Below are 18251 nucleotides of genomic sequence, written 5' to 3'. Positions count from 1 at the left end.
TTTAATATTCTTAAAATCTTAGGATTGTATGTATTCCATTGATTATCTTTGCATCCGAATTAGAAATTTAATGGATTTCATTTTGACTTTAGTTTAATTGAATAAAGATATTGAAGGCTCTAATGGTCTTCATTCATAGATGATGATTGGAACAGCCGGTTCGTGAGAATCGGCTGTTTTTTGTTTCGTTTGTTTGCATATCAACGGCGGTAATGTTACTTTTGCTCTAAAAGCGAAGATAGGCTGCACCTCAGCATAAAAAATGAACAAGTTCATTTTATTTTGCATTCGGTTTACACTATCTTTGCGAAAAATAGCTAAGATGGTATGAACTGTCTTTGCAAAGATTAGTCTATATATGGAACAAAGCAAGAAATTTATCTCTCCGGGAGCATGGTTTTCCATGACTTACCCGGCAGACTGGAATGAATTCGAAGATGGGGAAGGTTCTTTCCTTTTCTATAATCCCAATGAGTGGACCGGTAATTTTCGCATTTCGGCTTTCAAAGGGAATGCTACATATGGCAAGGACTCCGTGAAGCAAGAGTTGCGGGAAAACTCCGCTGCCACTCCGGTCAGGATAGGCCGGATGGAATGTGCATATAGTAAGGAGATGTTCGAGGAAGAAGGTGCGTACTATACTTCTCATTTATGGATAACGGGTGCGGATGAAGTTGCCTTTGAATGTTCGTTTACGGTGAAGAAGGGAGAGTCGGTTGCAGAAGCGGAGAAGATTATCGCTTCGCTGGAAACGCGTAAGGATGGGATGAAGTATCCGGCGGAGATAATTCCGGTGCGGCTTTCGGAAATCTATCAGATTAACGAAGCATACGAGTGGGTGGATACTACTGTAAAGGAGTTACTGAAGAAGGATTTTCAAGGAGCGGAGGAAGACATTGCCAAGATGCAGCAGATGATGGAAGAAAGCAACATCAGCCCTAAAAAGAAAGATGCGTGGCTGGCTTTTGGCATTGTGCTTTGTGTTATTTTCGCCAATGAAGTGGATGGTATGGAATGGCGTACCTTGGTGGATGGAAACCGGGAAGCGCCCATATTGCTGAATACGTCTACCGGTGAATGGATAGACCCCATGAAGCTGGTTTGGAGCAAAGTAAAGGCAGGAGGTAAAGTGAATCTGCCGGAGGTATACAGCTCCTTGTTCTAAGGTCCGGTCATCTTGGTACTGTGAGTTTCAACTTTCAATTTTCATTTATCAACTATTAAAGCATTGGCAGCAGTAAATTCAATTCTTCAGGTGGAAAACCTGACCAAGTCGTTCGGTGACTTGGTACTATTCGAAAATATCTCTTTGGGCTTGTCCGAGGGACAGCGTGTCGGACTGATAGCCAAGAACGGCAGTGGCAAGACAACGTTGCTCAATATCCTTTCTGGCAAGGAAGGGTATGACAGTGGCACCATTTCCTTCCGTCGTGACTTGCGTGTGGGTTATCTGGAACAAGACCCGCAGTACCCAGAAGAGCTGACCGTGCTCGAAGCGTGCTTTCATCATGGCAACAGTACTGTCGAGTTAATCAAGGAGTATGAACGTTGCATGGAGACGGAGGGGCATCCCGGTTTGGACGAAATTCTGGTGCGTATGGACCATGAAAAGGCTTGGGAGTACGAACAGAAGGCAAAGCAGATTCTATCCCAACTCAAGATACGTGATTTCAGTCAGCACGTAAAATACCTGTCCGGTGGGCAGTTGAAGCGTGTGGCACTTGCCAATACTCTTATCACTGAACCCGATTTGTTGATATTGGACGAGCCTACCAACCACCTCGACCTCGATATGACGGAGTGGTTGGAGGAATATCTCCGCCGGAACAACCTCAGCTTGCTGATGGTGACGCATGACCGTTATTTCCTCGACCGTGTATGTTCCGAAATCGTAGAGATAGACAACCGGCAGATTTATCAGTATAAAGGCAATTACAGCTATTATCTGGAGAAGCGCCAAGAGCGTATCGAGGCAAAGACTGTGGAGATAGAGCGTGCCAACAACCTCTACCGCACAGAGTTGGAATGGATGCGCCGCATGCCGCAAGCCCGCGGACACAAGGCGCGTTATCGGGAGGATGCCTTTTACGAGTTGGAGAAGGTGGCTAAGCAGCGTTTCAACAACGACAACGTCAAACTGGATGTCAAGGCTTCTTACATAGGCAGCAAGATATTCGAAGCAGACCATCTGTACAAATCCTTTGGTGACTTGAAGATTCTGGATGATTTCTCCTACATCTTCTCCCGTTACGAAAAAATGGGTATCGTTGGGAACAATGGTACGGGCAAGTCGACCTTCATCAAGATACTGATGGGGTTGGAGCAGGTAGACAGCGGCACGCTGGATATTGGCGAGACAGTCCGTTTCGGTTACTACTCGCAGGACGGCTTGCAGTTTGACGAACAGATGAAAGTGATTGATGTAGTGCAGGACATTGCCGAAGTCATAGAACTGGGTAACGGCAAGAAGCTGACGGCATCGCAATTCTTGCAACATTTCCTATTTACTCCCGAGACACAGCACAGCTATGTCTACAAGTTGAGTGGGGGAGAACGCCGCCGCCTCTATCTGTGTACGGTCCTGATGCGCAATCCCAACTTTCTGGTGCTGGATGAGCCGACCAATGACCTTGATATTGTGACACTGAATGTGCTGGAGGAGTATTTGCAGAACTTCAAAGGGTGTGTGATGGTGGTGAGCCACGACCGCTATTTCATGGATAAAGTGGTAGACCATCTGTTGGTGTTCAACGGACAAGGAGACATCCGGGACTTCCCTGGCAACTATACACAATACCGCGACTGGAAAGATGCGAAAGCTCATCAGGAGAAGGAGAAAGAGAAGGAAGTTACCAAGGCTCAGGAGGATAAGACGGCGAAGGTGCGTCTGAACGATAAGCGTCGTATGTCTTTCAAGGAAAAGCGCGAGTTTGAGCAATTGGAACAGGAGATAGCCGATCTGGAAACTGAAAAGAAAGTGATTGAAGAAGCTCTGTGCAGCGGCACCTTGTCTGTGGACGAACTGACGGAGAAGTCGAAGCGTTTGCCGGAACTGTCGGACTTGATTGACGAAAAGACATTGCGCTGGCTGGAGTTGAGCGAGATAGAATCGAACTGAAGTCCGGAATTAAAAATTAAGAATTGAAATTATAGAATTAGGAAAGTGGGAAATCTGACGAACTATCATAGCCATAGCCTTTTTTGTGACGGACGTGCCGGCATGGAGGACTTTGTGCGTTTTGCATTGAGTGAAGGTTTTACATCTTATGGCTTTTCATCGCATGCTCCATTGCCTTTTTCTACGGCATGGACTATGGAGTGGGACAGGATGGACGATTATCTGTCTGAATTCCACCGTCTGAAGGAGAAGTATGCCGGACGTATCGAACTGTATATCGGTCTGGAGATTGATTATCTGAATGAAGCGAGCAATCCGTCCATCGCCCGTTTCAGGGAGTTGCCGTTGGACTACCGTATCGGTTCTGTACATCTTCTCTACAATGACAAAGGGGAAGTGGTGGATGTAGATGTATCTGCGGATACCTTTAAGACCATTGTAGACGGACATTTTTGCGGTGATTTGGAGCATGTGGTCCGTCTCTATTACGGCCGGTTGACGAGGATGCTCGAGCTGGGAGGTTTCGATATTGTGGGCCATGCCGATAAGATGCACTACAATGCAGCATGCTATCGCCCGGGATTGCTGGACGAGCCTTGGTATGATGAGCTGGTTAGGGCGTATTTCGCAGATATTGCCCGTCGCGGCTATCAGGTAGAGGTCAATACCAAAGCCTATCATGACTTGGGCACTTTCTATCCCAATGAGCGGTATTTCTCCTACCTGCATGATTTGGGTGTACGTGTGCAGGTAAACAGTGATTCACACTATCCGGAACGGATAAGCAACGGACGTCCCGAAGCTTTGCGTGCCTTGAGGAAAGCTGGATATGAATCGGTGATGGAACTACACGGAGGAGAATGGAAAGAGATGCCTATCGTGTTTTGAGTGAATAGGATACAAAAACTCCTGACTTGCCTTTTTGTAAAGGTAGTCAGGAGTTTTTCTTTCTATTATGAACTATTCTGTTTTCAGTAAAAAGTCATCAATCGCCTTTTTGTAGGTAGCCTTATCGGCTGCTCCGCGGAAGAGCTGAGGCTCTCCATTCATAGGGATGAATACAAAAAGGGGGATGCTTGTTGCATTGAACAACGCTGCCAATTCTTTTTCTTTATCCACATTGACTTTGTAGACAACGATTTTATCGGCATACTCTTTGGCCAGTTCCTTCATAATGGGAGCCACCATGCGGCAAGGTCCGCACCAGTCGGCATATAAGTCTATGATGGCAGGCTTGCTTCCCTTGTATTTCCAGTCCTGGGATTTCTCATAGTCGAACACATTCTTGATAAACATGGCTTTGTTCATGACGACAACCTCTCCGCTTGTTTGAGCGTAGGCCAGCATGCTGGAAAACACAAGGACAACTATTGTTATAATCTTCTTCATTTCTTCTTGTTAAGAGTTTTGTTCTATAACGGCTTTCAAATCCTTACCGCTGATGACACCCGAGTGGCGCCATACGGCTTCGCCTTTCTTAAATACGATAAATGTCGGTACTGCTTGTATACGGTAGCGGGCAGCAAGTTCTTCGTGCTGGTCTACATCTATTTTGGCGATACGGGCGGCATCTCCTATTTCGTTTTTGAGTTCTTCCAGTACCGGATGCATGGCCTTGCACGGGCCACACCAGGTTGCAAAGAAATCAACTAAAACGGGTTTTTCTGATTGTATCAATTCTTCAAACTTTTCCATAATTTTTTCCTTTCTGTTTTTATTTATTTGTAATGATAACAAAATAGGAGGAGGATTTGTTCGCTAAATCATTATTTAATCGTCATCTCTTCAATGAGATGCGAAGCTCCCGCGTATTTGTCGATGATGAACAAGGTGTAGCGGATGTCTACACATGCTGCTCGTTGGGAGGACGGACGGAAGGCAATGTCGCCAGTCAGACCTTCGTAATTGCGGTCAAAGCCGGTACCTATCAGTTCTCCTTTGGCATTGAACACTGGGCTGCCGGAGTTTCCACCGGTATTGTCTGTGTTGACAATGAAGCAGATGGGCATTTCGCCGTTCGGCATGGCATAACGTCCGAAATCCTTTGCCTGGTACAGCTGTTTCAGTTTGGCGGGGACTACAAACTCCCAATTGTCGGGGTCTTCCTTCTCCATGGCTCCTTTCAGAGTGGTGTAGTAATCATATTTCACACCGTCTGCCGGAGCGTAGGGGAGCACTTGACCGTAGGTCAGGCGCAAGGTGGAGTTGGCATCCGGATAGATGGGCTGACCATTGGCAAGTTTCATGTCCATCATGCCCTTTACCCATACCTTGTGGGCGGCATTGTAGTTTTTATTGGCATCCATCATGGCAATGGAGGTCTGAAGCAGGCCGTCCGTGATGGAATATTTCAGCAAGACCATCCAGTCTGTATTAATCTTGTAGAGGCTGGGCTTGCGGATGAACTTGGCAAAGTTCTCCTTGTTGCCGAAGATGGAATGTTCAAAGCAGGCGTCGATGAAAGCGTCGCTGTTGCCCTTGAAACGCTTGTCTATGATTTGGAAAATACCGATGCGTTGTTCGGCAGGGATATACTTCATGTAGGTTTTCAGCATTTCCTTGCCAACAATACGTTCCACTTCGGGGAAGGGGACAGAGGCGAAGTAGCGGTCGGCTGCCTTCTGAAGACTGTCTTTAGCTGTTGCAATCTGTTCCTTGTCCTTGTTCTTCAAGGCAGATACCAGTCCTGCGGTGCTGGGGATACGCATGAAATCGAGTCCCGTCACCAGCGCTTCCTGAATGGCTTGCTGGTGGTAGAGGGCTGGACGGCGTTGCTTTACGATGGCGCGTATCTGGTCGAATGCCTGCTGATAGCTATTGTCGTTCAGCGAGCGTCCGCGTGCCAGGAGTGCCTCTTGTTGTGCACGTTTGGTGTCCAATACTTTCAGACGGACGAGACCCTCGTTCATACCGATGGCATTTTTCCAGTAGTTGGCAGAAGATGCATACTTGCTGGCATAGTGGATGCGTACGGCATCGTCTTGCAGCATCTGCTTCATCAGAGCTTTCTGGCGTACGTCACGCACGTGGTGGCGCATGAAGTTGGTGGTTTGCATGCGTTCCTCTACTTCGTCGGAAATCATGTAGCGCCAGTTGCGTCCGGGGAAGCCCATGACGAAGGTAAAGTCGCCCTCGCGATAGCCGTCGAGGCTGATGGTGAGGTGTTTCTTCACTTTCAGGGGGACGTTGTCTTTGCTGTAAGCGGCGGGTTTCCCGTCTTTGTCGGCATAGATGCGGAAGATGGAGAAATCTCCCGTGTGGCGGGGCCACATCCAGTTGTCGGTGTCTGCACCGAACTTGCCGATGGAGGAGGGGGGAGCACCTACCATGCGGATGTCGCTATAGGTGGTTTTTACGAATAGATAGTATCTGTTTCCACCGTAGAAGGCTTTCAGTTCCAGTTTGCGGCCGGGTGTCAGGGCGATGCCTTCGGACTTGGCGAAGCGGTCGGCTACTGTTTTCAGGTATTTGGGAGACAGATAATTGGTGCCGTTCGGGTCGTCGTCGGTTTTCAGTTGTTCGTTTACGTAGTCTGTCACGTCCAGTATCCGGTCGATGTAGGTGACGGTGAGTCCCTTGCAGGGAAGCTCCTCTTCGCGGGACATAGCCCAGAAACCGTCGGTTAGGTAGTCGTGTTCCACCGAGCTGTGTTGTTGTATGGCGCCATAGCCGCAGTGGTGGTTGGTCAGTACCAGGCCTTCGGCAGAGATGACTTCGCCGGTACAGCCACCGCCGAAATGCACCACGGCATCCTTTAGGGCAATGCCGTCGGGATTGTAGATTTGGTTGGCGGGGATGAGCAGGCCGAGTTCCGTCATGGCTACTTCGTTCTGCTTTTGCAGGTCGGTGAGCATCCACATCCCTTCGTCGGCGTGAACCGTGGCAAAGGCAGATGTAATGAATAATGATAATAGGATTCTTTTCATGATGATATGCGTTAGAAGAGCATCTGAGAGGGGGGCTATTCAGTCGTATACTGAATAGGGTTAAGTATACGACTGAATGGCATTCAGTCGTATAGTGAATGCCATTCAGTATGGGAAGTAATTTCTCAGAGGCTTTTATTTATTCTACGATGTTCATTTCGTTTATCAAATGTCCGCAGTTGCCCAGCTTGTCGAGGATGAAGAGCACGTAGCGGATGTCCAGTGCAATGCAACGCTGCAGGTCATTGTTGAAGTTGATGTCACCGCTCAATGACTCCCAATTACCGTCGAAAGCAGTACCGATGAGCTGTCCTTCGCCATTGATGACGGGGCTGCCGGAGTTGCCGCCGGTGATGTCGTTCGTCGTGAGGAAGCAAACCGGCATGGTGCCGTCTGCCATGGCGTAGCGTCCGAAGTCTTTCTTCTGAATCAGTTCTTTCAGCTTGGCGGGTACTACGAATTCACGGTCTTCGGGATTCTCTTTTTCAAGGATACCGTCGGTAGTGGTATAGTAGTCGTAGTGTACGGCATCGCGCGGGCTGTATGATTTTACATTACCATAGGTCAGACGCATGGTGAAGTTGGCATCCGGATAGGAGGGGACGGGCTGTTTCATTTCACCCAAGCCACGGATGTAGGCCTTGTGGAGCAGTTCCATTCCGCTTTCCAGTTCCATGTATTGCTTTCCGAGTTCCTGCAGCTTTTCGTTCTTGGAGCGCGAGTAAGCCGTAGCAGGGTCTTTCTCGATGGCTTTCACGGTGGGCTTTGCCAGGAATTTATCCAGGTTCTTGCGGTTGGAGAGGATGGAGTTGTCGTAAATGTTGTCTACGTATGCGTTGTAGTCACCCTTGAACTCTCCGTTGATGGTTTGGTAGAAGGAGGGCAGCTCGTTGGCGTTCAGTGCCTTGGCAAGGGCGGGCAGGATGGCTTTGGCTACGGCGCGGTCCACTTCGTGGTCGTAGTCTTTATTGTGGATGCCATCGTATGCATTTTCCAACTGCTTCTTCGAAGCTTGCAGCAATGAGTCGTTCTTCTCTTCGAGCGCTTTCTTTATGTTATCCATAATGAGGTAGGTACTGCCGAATTCGATAGCACCGCGCAATGCTTCGTTGGTATAGTAGAGCTGGCGCAGCGTGGGGGTGCTTTTCTCGATGATGGCATCAATTTTCTCTACCACACCCTCGTATTCGGGTTTTCCTTGGGCAAAGGAGGCATACTTTTTCTCGATTTCGGCTTTGGCGCCCAACACGTCATTGTCGATGATTGCCTTGTTCATACCAATGGAGTTCTTCCAGTAGTTACTGCTTCCGGCAAACTTGCTGGCATACTGGATGCGGGTCTTGTCACTGGCATCCATATACTTGCGCAGCACTTCGAGGCGTACGCCGCGCATGTCAATCATTGCCTGGTTCACGGCGTTCATGCGTTGCTTCACTTCGCTCTGGGTGAGGTAACGTTCTGTGCTGCCGGGAAAGCCCATAATCATGGCGTAGTCACCCTCGTTCAGGCCTTTGATGGAGATGGGCAAGAACTTCGGCGTTTTCAGGGGTACATTGCTTTCACTGTATTCTGCAGGCTCTCCGTTGGCATCGGCATAGATGCGGAACATGGAGAAGTCGCCCGTGTGGCGCGGCCACATCCAGTTGTCGGTTTCACCGCCAAACTTACCTACCGAGGAGGGAGGAGCGGCAACCATACGCACGTCGCTGTATACCTTATAATAGAACATATAGAATTTGTTTCCTGCATAGAAGGGGAGTGCGCGCACTTCAATGCCCGGTTTACCCTTCAAATCGCTCTTTTCCAGTTCTTCCTTTGCCAGTTTGCTGAGGAACGGGGAAGTCAGTGCATCGATTTCCGTCACTTCGCCTGCCTTTATTTTAGCGTTGACAAGGTCGGTGATGTCTACAATGCGGTGCACGAAACGGAATTTCAATCCCGGGGTGGGCAGTTCTTCACTACGGTTCATGGCCCAGAAACCATCTGTCAGATAATCGTGTTCCACGCTGCTGTGCTGCTGTATGGCACCGTATCCGCAATGGTGATTGGTCAGAATCAGTCCTTCCGGAGAGATGATTTCGCCGGTACAGCCGCCGCCAAAGATACCTACGGCATCTTTCAGTGATACGCCGTTGGGATTGTAGAGGTCGTCAGCCTCCAGCTTCAGTCCTTGTTTCTTCATCATGTCGATGGAGTTCTGCTGTTTCATCAGTTGCAGTAACCACATTCCTTCGTCTGCACGCGCAGAGCAGACTGTCAGTGCGGCAATGGCCGCAAGCAAACCTTTCTTAAATGTAATCTTCATATAATCAATTATTAAGTAATGTCTTTGAATTTCATTGTTATCGCTTGTGGGCTTATGGCTTGATGGCATTGTTTCTTATTGCTTCCATAATGTTTGCAGGCGGACGCTGGTTCATCAGTTCGTTCTTCATAAAGTCCATGTATGGGGCTGCGTGACTGAAGAACTTATGATATCCTGCACAAAGGTAATTCAGTCCCGGCTCCCCGTCGGCTGTACATACAAAACGGTTCTTTGGGCATTCGCCGTTGCAGGCAAACAGCCATTCACACTCCCTGCATTGGGTGGGGAGCGATTGTTGCTTCATCAGTCCGAAGGCTTGTTGCCGTTCGCCGTACATCATCTCCACCAGTGTATTCTGATGGATGTTGCCCAGTTTATATTCGGGGAAAACAAAATGGTCGCAGGTATATACGTCTCCGTTGAACTCCATAACACCTGCATGGCCGCACGTCTTTGCCATGGAACATACACCCGGCTGTTCGCCTATCCAGTTGGCAAGGGTAGAGTCGAACAGCTGTATGTAGTAAGTCCCCACGTCCTGCTTTACCCATTCGTCGAACAAGGCGCATAGGAAGTCTCCCCATTGTTCCGGCGTGACGGAGAAGTCTGCCAGCTGCGTGCTCTTTTCTTTGTCTGCCAGGGAGGCAAGATGGCGTCCGTCCCCATGAGGGGCAATGCGCTCCACGATGGGGGCAAACTGGATGTAATGGCATCCTATCTCCTTGAAAAAATTATAGAAGTCCAGCGGATAGTCGGCGTTGTAGTCATTGACCACTGCCATTCCGTTCCATTCCACACCGTGCTTTTTCAGCAGGTTGATGCCCTGCATCACCTTGACAAAAGAGGGCTTGCCCTGCTTGTTCTTCCGGTATTCGTCATGGAACTCTTGCGGTCCGTCTATGGAGACGCCCACCAACCAGTTGTTTTCTTTGAAAAACCGGCACCATTCATCGGTGAGCAACGTGCCGTTGGTCTGTATGCAGTTGTCGATGGTGCGTCCGTTGGCATATTTCCTTTGCAGCTCCATGGCCCGTTTGTAGAAAGACAGCGGACGCATCAGTGTCTCTCCGCCATGCCAGGTGAACAGAACCTGGGGCATGGTCTGTGAGTTGATGTACTCCTCGATAAACTTTTCCAGAAGTTCATCACTCATTACATGCTTGGGGTTGTCTCTATATAGTTTGGATTTCTCCAGATAATAGCAATAATCGCATGCCAGATTGCATACCGCACCTACCGGTTTCAGCATTACATAGAGCGGTTTGGCAAAAGGTGCATAGGTTGACATGTATATTTTCTCTATTTTTATCATTTATAATTGTGCAAAAATACGTAAACCGAATGAAAAATCCTTTCTTTCTATCCGGTTTATAAGGAATATTAATACCTTTGCTGGGTGTAATTCAAAAATCGTTTCTTGCATGATTAGAATGAGTGTGAACCGCATTTTACCCTTTTTGCTCCTGCTTGTGCTCTTTACTTCTTGCAACCGCAAGTATAAGATAGAGGGCAGTTCTTCGGTAACCAGCCTTGACGGAAAGATGTTGTTTCTCAAGACGCTTCGGAACGGGCAATGGGTGAATGTTGACTCGGCAGAGGTTATCCATGGGCATTTCAAGATGAAAGGCCGGACCGATTCCGTGATGATGGTGACTCTTTATATGGATCAAGAGGGTATTATGCCTTTGGTGCTGGAAGATGGTAAAATCGTAGTTTCCATCTCCAATACTCAGTTGATTGCCAAAGGAACCTCTTTGAATGACAAGTTGTACGAGTTTATAGACAAACGCAATTCCCTAGAGGTAAAGATAGAGGAGCTGGAACGCAAAGAGGCGCGTATGGTGCTGGACGGTGCCAATCTGGATGATGTGCATGGACAGTTGGCAAAGGAAGGCGAAACACTTGTGAAGGAGATGAACGACTACGTCCGTCAGTTCATTGTAGATAACTTTGAGAACGTGCTGGGTCCCAGTGTATTCATGATGATGTGCAGCACACTGCCCTATCCGGTGATGACTCCGCAGATTGAGGACATCATGAGAACTGCTCCCTTGTCTTTTAAAGAGAATACTTTGGTGAAAGATTTCCTTACAAAGGCGAAGGAGAACATGCAGCTGATTGAAGAGCAGAAGCGCATGAAGCAAAATGCTTCTGTAGGAGGACAGAAATAAATAGGAATGAGTTGATAATGATAAACGGGAATGCCTGAATATCTTGATAGGATATTCAGGCATTCCCGTTTATCATTATGTTTTTATCTGTCTTGGTCTTCGTTCTTCACCATCCCTTTATACTTTTCCGGCAATGCACTCTCCACTGCCGCATAAGCCTCGTTCATACTTGCTTTGATGTTTTCTGCCCCTTTCCCTTTGGGAGGAATAGGTTCATGGATGGTCAGTATCATCCGGTGGCGGTGTATCCACTTTCCGGTGCGTGGAAGAATCTCGAACGAGCCGTCTATCGTGACGGGTACCACTTCCAGTTGCAGTTCATCCGCCAGCTGGAAAGCACCTCTCTTGAAGTAGCCCATGTGTCCCGTGAAGGTACGTGCTCCTTCGGGAAATACTACCAGTGATACGCCGTCTTTCAAAGATGATTCTGCCTGCCGCATGGTGGCAAGCACCTTCTTGGGACTGGAACGGTCGACGAAGATATGTCCTGCGCTTTCGCATGCCTTACCGACAAACGGGATTTTGCGCAGGCTCTTCTTCATCATCCATTTGAAGTTCCGTCCCAGGAATCCGTATATCAGGAATATGTCGAAGGCGCCTTGGTGATTGGGCACAAACACGTAAGAAGTACGTTTGTGTATTTTCTCCCTTCCATGCACCTCCACCGGAATAAGCAGTATATAGCAGATGAGCTGTGACCAGATTTTACCGGGATAGTACCCCCAGGTATGCGCCCCCCCTATCAGCGAACCGATAATGGTGACCAATGCTGTAAGGATAGTCAGTACCAATAAAATAGGCAACGCAAAGCAAACCTGATAAGTGATATAAAGTATCTTCATAGGTGTCGGATTTTTTATTGCTACAAAGATATACCTTTTTCTTATTTCGTCACTCTTTCTCTCTTACTAATTTTAGTACTGTAATTTCCGGCCATGCCCCGAACCGGAACGGCAGTCCCACATAGCCGATGCCAATATTTACGTACAAAGCCCTTTTGCCTTCGTAGTACATTCCTCTCCATTCCGGATAGATAAGTTCGGCAAGGGAGTGTCCGAACAAGATGCCTTGCATGGCGTGGGTATGTCCTGCAAGCATCAGTGAAATATCCGATTGGGGCAGTACCTCGCGCCTCCAGTGGGTAGGGTTATGGCTGAGCAATATTTGGAACATCCCTTCCGTACCCTGCATGGCTTGCGGTAAGTCTGCAAATTGGGAGAAAGGAGGCTCGCCATCGTTTTCCACACCGATGAGGGCTATGCTGTCACCTTTGTGATAAAGGATGTCATGCTCATTGTTCAGCAGTTTCCATCCCATTGCTTTCTGCTGCCGGATTAAATAGTCCAGATTGGCGATTTCTGCTTTCGGGCTTTGCCAGTGATAGTATGAGCCATAGTCATGGTTACCGAGGATGGAGTATACTCCGTCCGGTGCGTACAGTTGGGAGAGTATTTCTTGGAAACCATCCAGTTCATGGCTCTGCTGGTTCACGAGGTCACCGGTGAAGACAATCAGGTCCGGCTTCTGTCCGTTGACTGAATCGACCAATTGTTTGATGGGTTCCGGATTGCCCTGCCAACTGCCGATGTGTATGTCCGATATCTGCACGATGCGGTAGCCGTCGAAACCTTCCGGAATATTGGCAGAACGATATTCTACTTCTTTCGTATCGAAACGGGTGATGCCTGCAAAAGTTCCGTAGAGGATATTGAAGAAGCTGACGACAGCCAAAACCAGTCCTATAGCGGTGAACGGGCTGCGGGGACAACGACGGATGATGAAGTGCGCCAGTACTCCCACCAGCGAGCAAAGCATGAATATGGTTTTTGGAAAGACAAACAGCATGATGGTAATTGCCAGTCTGCCTATAGCCTGCGTATGGTTTGACATCGCATTGTCACCCGTAAGGAACATGAAGTAAACATAGCCTGCCGCCAGCAATAAGGTGGGAAGCCAATAGAGGCTGCGTAGAAATGTCTTTCTGGTTTTTCTTACTACATAAACCAAGTAAATGTAAAGGTCGGGGATGAGAAGGAAAAGGATGAAAACAAGAGTTACTCGGTGCATATATCTTTCAATTCTTCAATGTTCTTTTTAATATTGTCCAGATGTTTATAAATCACTTTTTTGTAGAGAATATAGATAATCAACGCATCAAACACTACAAAGAGGGTAATCAGTATGGCTTGCACGCCAACGGACATCAGATGATATTCCATCACCCAATAATTGAGGATATTGAAAAGGATAATCCAGATGGAGATGCCCATCACCTCATATTTGGTCCATTGGCGGAAAGTGGTCATACGGCGGCTGACTTCGGCAACACTCATTTCTTCAATATGTGTATTCTTGTTCCAACGGTATGTTTTCCAGTCCCACCACATGCCTGCGAGAATGCTGATGGCAATGAATCCTAAAAAGGGAACAATCTTTTCTTGCAGTTGTTCGTTGAAACCGAAGGTGGGTAGTAGCAGCCATATAAGAAGAAGGGTAGCCAGACATATCGTTCCTATTCCGATAGAGAAGCGTTGTATGACTACAAGGCGTCCCAGACTTTTGCGGGTATTTGCCTTGTAGCCGGCAATCAGTTCTGTAATCTGCTGTTCATCAGCAATCGGTTCTTTCTGCAACTGTTCATTCAGTGCGTTCCATGATTTCTTCAGTTCATCCAGTTCCATATATCTATTCCTCTTTATTCATTTTTTTCAATTTGTCCTTGATGCGGCTGAGCTTGGTGGCAACGTTTGTCAAAGTCAGCCCGGTGATTTCGGCAATTTCTTCGTAGCTTTTCTCTTCCAGATAGAGCAGGATGATGGATTTTTCCAATTGTCCCAGCCGGTTTATCATCCGGTAGAGTTGCCGTAGCATGGCTTGTGTCTCGTCGGTTTCTTCAGTCCGGTCGGCTTCTTGGTTGAGGGTAACGATTTCGGGGATGTTCTTTTCTTTGCGGATAAAGCTGATGCACGTGTTCAGTGCGATGCGGTAAATCCATGTTGAAATCTTGCACTCCCGCCGGAACTTGGGAAATGCTTTCCATAAGTTGAGCACCACTTCCTGATACAAATCGTTGAGGGTAGCGTTGGGCGTGGTGTACAGATAGCACACCTTATATATCACGCGCTCATACTCTCGTACCACGGATACAAACTCTTGTTCTGCATTTTCCATCTTTTTGCTTCTTTCGAGTTGCTTTGCACTGTTAGTCGCGGAAAGGGGCGATAAATCACAGTTCAAAAAGGATTATTTTAGCCTATATGCTAATGTGCCAATGACCTGCGGCATGGTAGCACAATATACATATAGCGCAACCAATTGGCACATTAGCATATAGGCACATTAGCACATTATTCATATTGTAGTGGCTAAAAACTTCCGTATATTCCCTATTGGCATTCCCCGGCGGCGGGCGTAGTCTTCCAGCTGGTCTTCTCCAATCTTGCCCACTGCAAAGTATCGGGATGCGGGATGTGCCAGCATCATGCCGCAGACGGAGGAGTGAGGGTGCATGGCTCCATGTTCAGTCAGCGTGATGCCTATCTGTTTCATGCCGAGCAGTTCGTCCAGCAGGAAATTCACGGATTGGTCGGGTAGGGAGGGGTATCCCACAGCGGGGCGGATGCCTTGGTACTTCTCGACCAGCAAATCCGGAATGGACAAGGATTCGTCGGGGGCATAGCCCCAAGCCTCCTTGCGGACATATTCGTGCATCTTTTCTGTGGCGGCTTCGGCGAGGCGGTCGTTCAAGGTTTGTACAAGGAGATGTTTGTAAGGGTCGTTCTTGTAAGTCTCTTCGGCCTCTTCACTGATGGTAGAGGCGAAAAGCCCTACGATGTCGGGTGTGTCCGAAGAGAGGGGACGTACAAAATCACTCAGACAGAGAAATGGACCGCCATCGGGTTGTGGTGTCTGCTGTCGGAGCAGAGGGAAGGTTGTTCCTTCTATCAAGAGGTTATCTCCGTCTGCATTTGCCTGGCAAAGCCTGAAGATGCAATGGATGGAGATTGTTTCGTCCAGTCGGCCGAGCATTCTATTGGCTTCCTTGAAGAGCTGCATGGCTTCGGAAGCTTTGGTACGTTCCTCCTCGGGAAAGGTCGTCAGCCAAAGTGCACGGCAGGAATCGCAGCCATGGATGTTGGCAATAGCCGCAAAGCGAGGCTGGAAGCCCCAGGCATGGAAGAAATAAATCCAGTTGATGTAAGGGGTTACTTCATGAATCCGATACGAAAGCAATTCATGCCCCGGTGCCAGTATTGTCCTTTTCATCCCATTTAATCTCTAATCCTTAATTTCTAGCCTTCACTCTCCAAATCTCAGTTCCTCGCCACGATAAGCGTCGTCCACCATACCGTCACTATAAACGGGATGTCCGTTGGCAAAAGTCCTTTCCACTTTCCAGTTGAAGGTATGTCCTTCCAATGGGCTCCAGCCGCATTTGCTCAAAACTTTGTCGGCTGTCACTTCCCACGGGGTATCGGGGCGTACCAGCACAAGGTCTGCCCGGTAACCTTCACGGATATAGCCGCGCTCGTTGATGCGGTAGATTTGTGCGGGAGCATGGCACATTTTTTCAACGATGGTCTCGAGAGTGAATATTCCCTCATCTACCAGTTGCAGCATGCTGACAAGCGAAAACTGTATCATCGGCATGCCGGACATGGCCTTCAAAGCACCCCCTTCTTTCTCGGCGAGCAGATGGGGGGCATGGTCGGTGGCTATTACGTCTATCAGGCCGGAGTTGACGGCTGCACGCAGGGCATCGCGGTCGGCTTGCTTCTTAATGGCAGGATTACACTTGATACGTGTACCCAATGTGCGATAGTTACTGAGCGTGAAGAGGAGATGGGCAACGCATGCTTCGGCGGTGATATGCTTCTCGGAAAGTGAATAGTCATTGAATAATTGCAGTTCCTTAGCTGTGGACACATGCAGGATATGCAACCGTGCTCCGGCAATTCTTGCCAGCCGTACTGCCAGTTCAGAGGATGCATAGCATGCTGCCGAAGAGCGGATGTAGGGATGCTTGCCTATGGGAATATCATTCTCTCCGGCAAACATTTCCTTATACTTGGCAATATTGTTCTTGATGGTTTCCTGGTCTTCGCAGTGGGCGGCAATCAGCATGTCTGTACCATTGAAAATATTTAGCAGGCTGTTCATCTTGTCTACCAGCATGTTTCCGGTACTGGAACCCATGAATAGCTTGATACCGCAGACACGGTGCTTGTCCAGCTTGCCGAATTCGCTGTAGTTGTTGTTTGTTGCACCGAAGTAGCAGGAATGGTTTACGATACACTTTTCGTTCAGTAAATCGAGCTTGGCGTTCAAAGCATCCAGTGTAGTGGTCACTGGATTTGTATTGGGCATATCCATGATGGAGGTCACACCACCTGCGGCAGCCGCACGGCTTTCGGTGAGGATGTCCGCTTTGTGGGTCAGCCCGGGATCGCGAAAATGTACATGGTCATCGATGATGCCCGGCAACAGATAGCATCCGGTGGCATCTATGGTTTCATCACAAGGGGCAGAGAGAGGTTTCCAGTTGGTCAGTACCTCTGCAATGCGCCCGTCTTCTATCACTACGGAACCTTTCACGGATTGTCCTTCGTTGACAATCGTAGCGTTATGTATCAATGTTCTTTTCATATCTTCCTAATATTTATAGTAAACCCCTATCACTCTATCACCCATCACTTCATCTCCTTATCTACAGTAGGATATTTATGAAACCAACTGTTCCATTTCAACCGAATCACTCCGAATACGGCTTCACCAAAAATACTGCTGTTCATTTTGGAGGTGCCCAGTTCGCGATTGATGAAGATGACAGGCACTTCCTTTACCTTGAAGCCGCATTTGTAGGCGGTGAATTTCATTTCTATCTGGAAGGCGTATCCTTTGAAGCGGATACCGTCCAGATTGATGGTCTCCAATACCCGGCGGCGGTAACATACAAATCCGGCTGTAGTGTCATGGATGGGCAACCCGGTGATGAAGCGTACATATTTGGAGGCAAAATAAGACATCAGTACACGTCCCATGGGCCAGTTCACTACGTTCACACCACTCACATAACGTGAACCGATGGCTACATCGGCACCCTCTTCGGAGCAGGCCCGGTAGAGACGGGGCAGGTCTTGGGGATTGTGGCTGAAGTCGGCATCCATTTCGAATACATACTCATAGTCTCGTTGCAATGCCCACTTAAAGCCGGCTATATAGGCTGTTCCCAATCCCAGCTTTCCTTTGCGCTCCACCATGAAGAGGCGTTTGGGGAACTCTTTCTGTAAGGTTCTGACGATATCTGCCGTTCCGTCGGGCGAACCGTCTTCAATGACAAGGATGTGAAAACCATGTTCCAGAGCAAAAACGGCACGGATGATATTTTCTATATTCTCCCGTTCATTGTAGGTGGGGATGATGACAATGCTGTCTGATATTTGCATACTTATAGGTAATGGGGGTTATAACTGGGAACAAATGTAATACATTTGTTCGAAAGTGAAAAGTTTTATTCCAGTATATTCTCAGAGGGCTATGAATTAGTCCGCTTCGTCACTTTGTGCTTTTATCAGTAACCAACTACTGACTTGCTTTTTCAATATTTTTGCATATGATAGTTGTGTTCTTGGTATGCTCTTTGTCAATCCCATTATGCTGGCAATGGCCGTCTTAAATTTCGAACATTCTGCTCCGTGCCAGCATGCAGGCCCCAACTACTCCAGCCTTGT

Annotated in this window: 16 protein-coding genes; 4 read left to right on the top strand and 12 right to left on the bottom strand. The window is 48.1% G+C overall.

The genetic code is table 11. The annotated features are described in order from the left end of the window. Positions 1–358: 358 nt before the first annotated feature. The 3 genes from DWY57_RS15510 (at position 359) to DWY57_RS15500 (ending at position 4006) form a co-directional block, all read left to right on the top strand. Positions 359–1165 (top strand): DUF3805 domain-containing protein, encoded by an 807-nt coding sequence (locus tag DWY57_RS15510; protein WP_117600746.1) that lies wholly within the window; start codon positions 359–361, stop codon positions 1163–1165. A gap of 63 nt (positions 1166–1228) precedes the next feature. Next, positions 1229–3118: an ABC-F family ATP-binding cassette domain-containing protein gene (locus tag DWY57_RS15505; RefSeq protein ID WP_119962028.1), complete on the top strand. Its 1890-nt coding sequence runs from the start codon at positions 1229–1231 to the stop codon at positions 3116–3118. 45 nt (positions 3119–3163) lie between these two features. Beyond that, entirely contained in the window at positions 3164–4006 is an 843-nt protein-coding gene (locus DWY57_RS15500; protein WP_117600748.1) for a histidinol-phosphatase, read from the top strand. 72 nt (positions 4007–4078) lie between these two features. Here DWY57_RS15500 and DWY57_RS15495 read toward each other — a convergent pair whose 3' ends face one another. The 5 genes from DWY57_RS15495 to DWY57_RS15475 all read right to left on the bottom strand — a co-directional run bounded on the left by DWY57_RS15495 (position 4079) and on the right by DWY57_RS15475 (position 10637). Then, a complete protein-coding gene (locus DWY57_RS15495) occupies positions 4079–4507 on the bottom strand; it encodes a thioredoxin domain-containing protein (protein WP_117965476.1) in 429 nt (142 codons plus the stop codon). A 9-nt stretch (positions 4508–4516) separates the two neighbouring features. Further along, entirely contained in the window at positions 4517–4813 is a 297-nt protein-coding gene (gene trxA, locus DWY57_RS15490) for a thioredoxin (protein ID WP_005826711.1), read from the bottom strand. Positions 4814–4884: 71 nt separating this feature from the next. Further along, positions 4885–7044, bottom strand: a complete 2160-nt coding sequence (locus DWY57_RS15485) for a S46 family peptidase (RefSeq protein ID WP_087332684.1) — start codon at positions 7042–7044, stop codon at positions 4885–4887. Between the two features lie 139 nt (positions 7045–7183). Then, the gene (locus tag DWY57_RS15480; RefSeq protein ID WP_119962027.1) at positions 7184–9349 is read right to left on the bottom strand and encodes a S46 family peptidase; all 2166 of its coding nucleotides are present in this window, start codon (positions 9347–9349) and stop codon (positions 7184–7186) included. Positions 9350–9401: 52 nt separating this feature from the next. Next, positions 9402–10637: an anaerobic sulfatase-maturation protein gene (locus tag DWY57_RS15475; protein ID WP_117965517.1), complete on the bottom strand. Its 1236-nt coding sequence runs from the start codon at positions 10635–10637 to the stop codon at positions 9402–9404. A gap of 133 nt (positions 10638–10770) precedes the next feature. Between DWY57_RS15475 and DWY57_RS15470 the strand changes: the two genes are divergently transcribed. Next, a complete protein-coding gene (locus DWY57_RS15470) occupies positions 10771–11520 on the top strand; it encodes a DUF4369 domain-containing protein (protein WP_117600751.1) in 750 nt (249 codons plus the stop codon). Between the two features lie 83 nt (positions 11521–11603). On the opposite strand, the gene DWY57_RS15465 is transcribed toward DWY57_RS15470, so the two are convergent. The 7 genes from DWY57_RS15465 to DWY57_RS15435 form a co-directional block, all read right to left on the bottom strand. Continuing rightward, entirely contained in the window at positions 11604–12362 is a 759-nt protein-coding gene (locus DWY57_RS15465; RefSeq protein ID WP_009036804.1) for a lysophospholipid acyltransferase family protein, read from the bottom strand. A 49-nt stretch (positions 12363–12411) separates the two neighbouring features. Further along, positions 12412–13587, bottom strand: a complete 1176-nt coding sequence (locus tag DWY57_RS15460; protein ID WP_117600752.1) for a metallophosphoesterase — start codon at positions 13585–13587, stop codon at positions 12412–12414. After that, on the bottom strand, positions 13575–14201 hold the full coding sequence (locus tag DWY57_RS15455; RefSeq protein ID WP_005836003.1) for a hypothetical protein: 627 nt from the start codon (positions 14199–14201) through the stop codon (positions 13575–13577). Before DWY57_RS15455 ends, DWY57_RS15460 begins: the two co-directional genes overlap by 13 nt. Positions 14202–14205: 4 nt before the next feature. Next, positions 14206–14691 carry a sigma-70 family RNA polymerase sigma factor gene (locus tag DWY57_RS15450; RefSeq protein ID WP_117600753.1) on the bottom strand — a complete coding sequence of 162 codons (486 nt, stop codon included), beginning with the start codon at positions 14689–14691 and terminating at the stop codon, positions 14206–14208. A gap of 180 nt (positions 14692–14871) precedes the next feature. Then, entirely contained in the window at positions 14872–15786 is a 915-nt protein-coding gene (locus DWY57_RS15445; protein WP_117600754.1) for a vitamin B12 dependent-methionine synthase activation domain-containing protein, read from the bottom strand. Positions 15787–15819: 33 nt separating this feature from the next. Further along, entirely contained in the window at positions 15820–17166 is a 1347-nt protein-coding gene (locus tag DWY57_RS15440; protein WP_117600755.1) for a dihydroorotase, read from the bottom strand. 44 nt (positions 17167–17210) lie between these two features. Then, positions 17211–17966 carry a polyprenol monophosphomannose synthase gene (locus tag DWY57_RS15435; RefSeq protein WP_117600756.1) on the bottom strand — a complete coding sequence of 252 codons (756 nt, stop codon included), beginning with the start codon at positions 17964–17966 and terminating at the stop codon, positions 17211–17213. Positions 17967–18251: the final 285 nt, after the last annotated feature.

The organism is Bacteroides sp. AF25-5LB, from assembly GCF_003602965.1.
Classification (GTDB): domain Bacteria; phylum Bacteroidota; class Bacteroidia; order Bacteroidales; family Bacteroidaceae; genus Bacteroides; species Bacteroides uniformis.
This window is presented reverse-complemented; position numbering and strand designations above follow the sequence as displayed.

Coding starts and splice junctions, on each gene's coding strand:
- DWY57_RS15485 (WP_087332684.1), bottom strand. CDS start 7,044: ATGAAAAGAATCCTATTATCATTATTCATTACATCTGCCTTTGCCACG.
- DWY57_RS15435 (WP_117600756.1), bottom strand. CDS start 17,966: ATGCAAATATCAGACAGCATTGTCATCATCCCCACCTACAATGAACGG.
- DWY57_RS15450 (WP_117600753.1), bottom strand. CDS start 14,691: ATGGAAAATGCAGAACAAGAGTTTGTATCCGTGGTACGAGAGTATGAG.
- DWY57_RS15495 (WP_117965476.1), bottom strand. CDS start 4,507: ATGAAGAAGATTATAACAATAGTTGTCCTTGTGTTTTCCAGCATGCTG.
- DWY57_RS15510 (WP_117600746.1), top strand. CDS start 359: ATGGAACAAAGCAAGAAATTTATCTCTCCGGGAGCATGGTTTTCCATG.
- DWY57_RS15445 (WP_117600754.1), bottom strand. CDS start 15,786: ATGAAAAGGACAATACTGGCACCGGGGCATGAATTGCTTTCGTATCGG.
- trxA (WP_005826711.1), bottom strand. CDS start 4,813: ATGGAAAAGTTTGAAGAATTGATACAATCAGAAAAACCCGTTTTAGTT.
- DWY57_RS15460 (WP_117600752.1), bottom strand. CDS start 13,587: ATGCACCGAGTAACTCTTGTTTTCATCCTTTTCCTTCTCATCCCCGAC.
- DWY57_RS15455 (WP_005836003.1), bottom strand. CDS start 14,201: ATGGAACTGGATGAACTGAAGAAATCATGGAACGCACTGAATGAACAG.
- DWY57_RS15440 (WP_117600755.1), bottom strand. CDS start 17,166: ATGAAAAGAACATTGATACATAACGCTACGATTGTCAACGAAGGACAA.
- DWY57_RS15465 (WP_009036804.1), bottom strand. CDS start 12,362: ATGAAGATACTTTATATCACTTATCAGGTTTGCTTTGCGTTGCCTATT.
- DWY57_RS15480 (WP_119962027.1), bottom strand. CDS start 9,349: ATGAAGATTACATTTAAGAAAGGTTTGCTTGCGGCCATTGCCGCACTG.
- DWY57_RS15470 (WP_117600751.1), top strand. CDS start 10,771: ATGATTAGAATGAGTGTGAACCGCATTTTACCCTTTTTGCTCCTGCTT.
- DWY57_RS15475 (WP_117965517.1), bottom strand. CDS start 10,637: ATGTCAACCTATGCACCTTTTGCCAAACCGCTCTATGTAATGCTGAAA.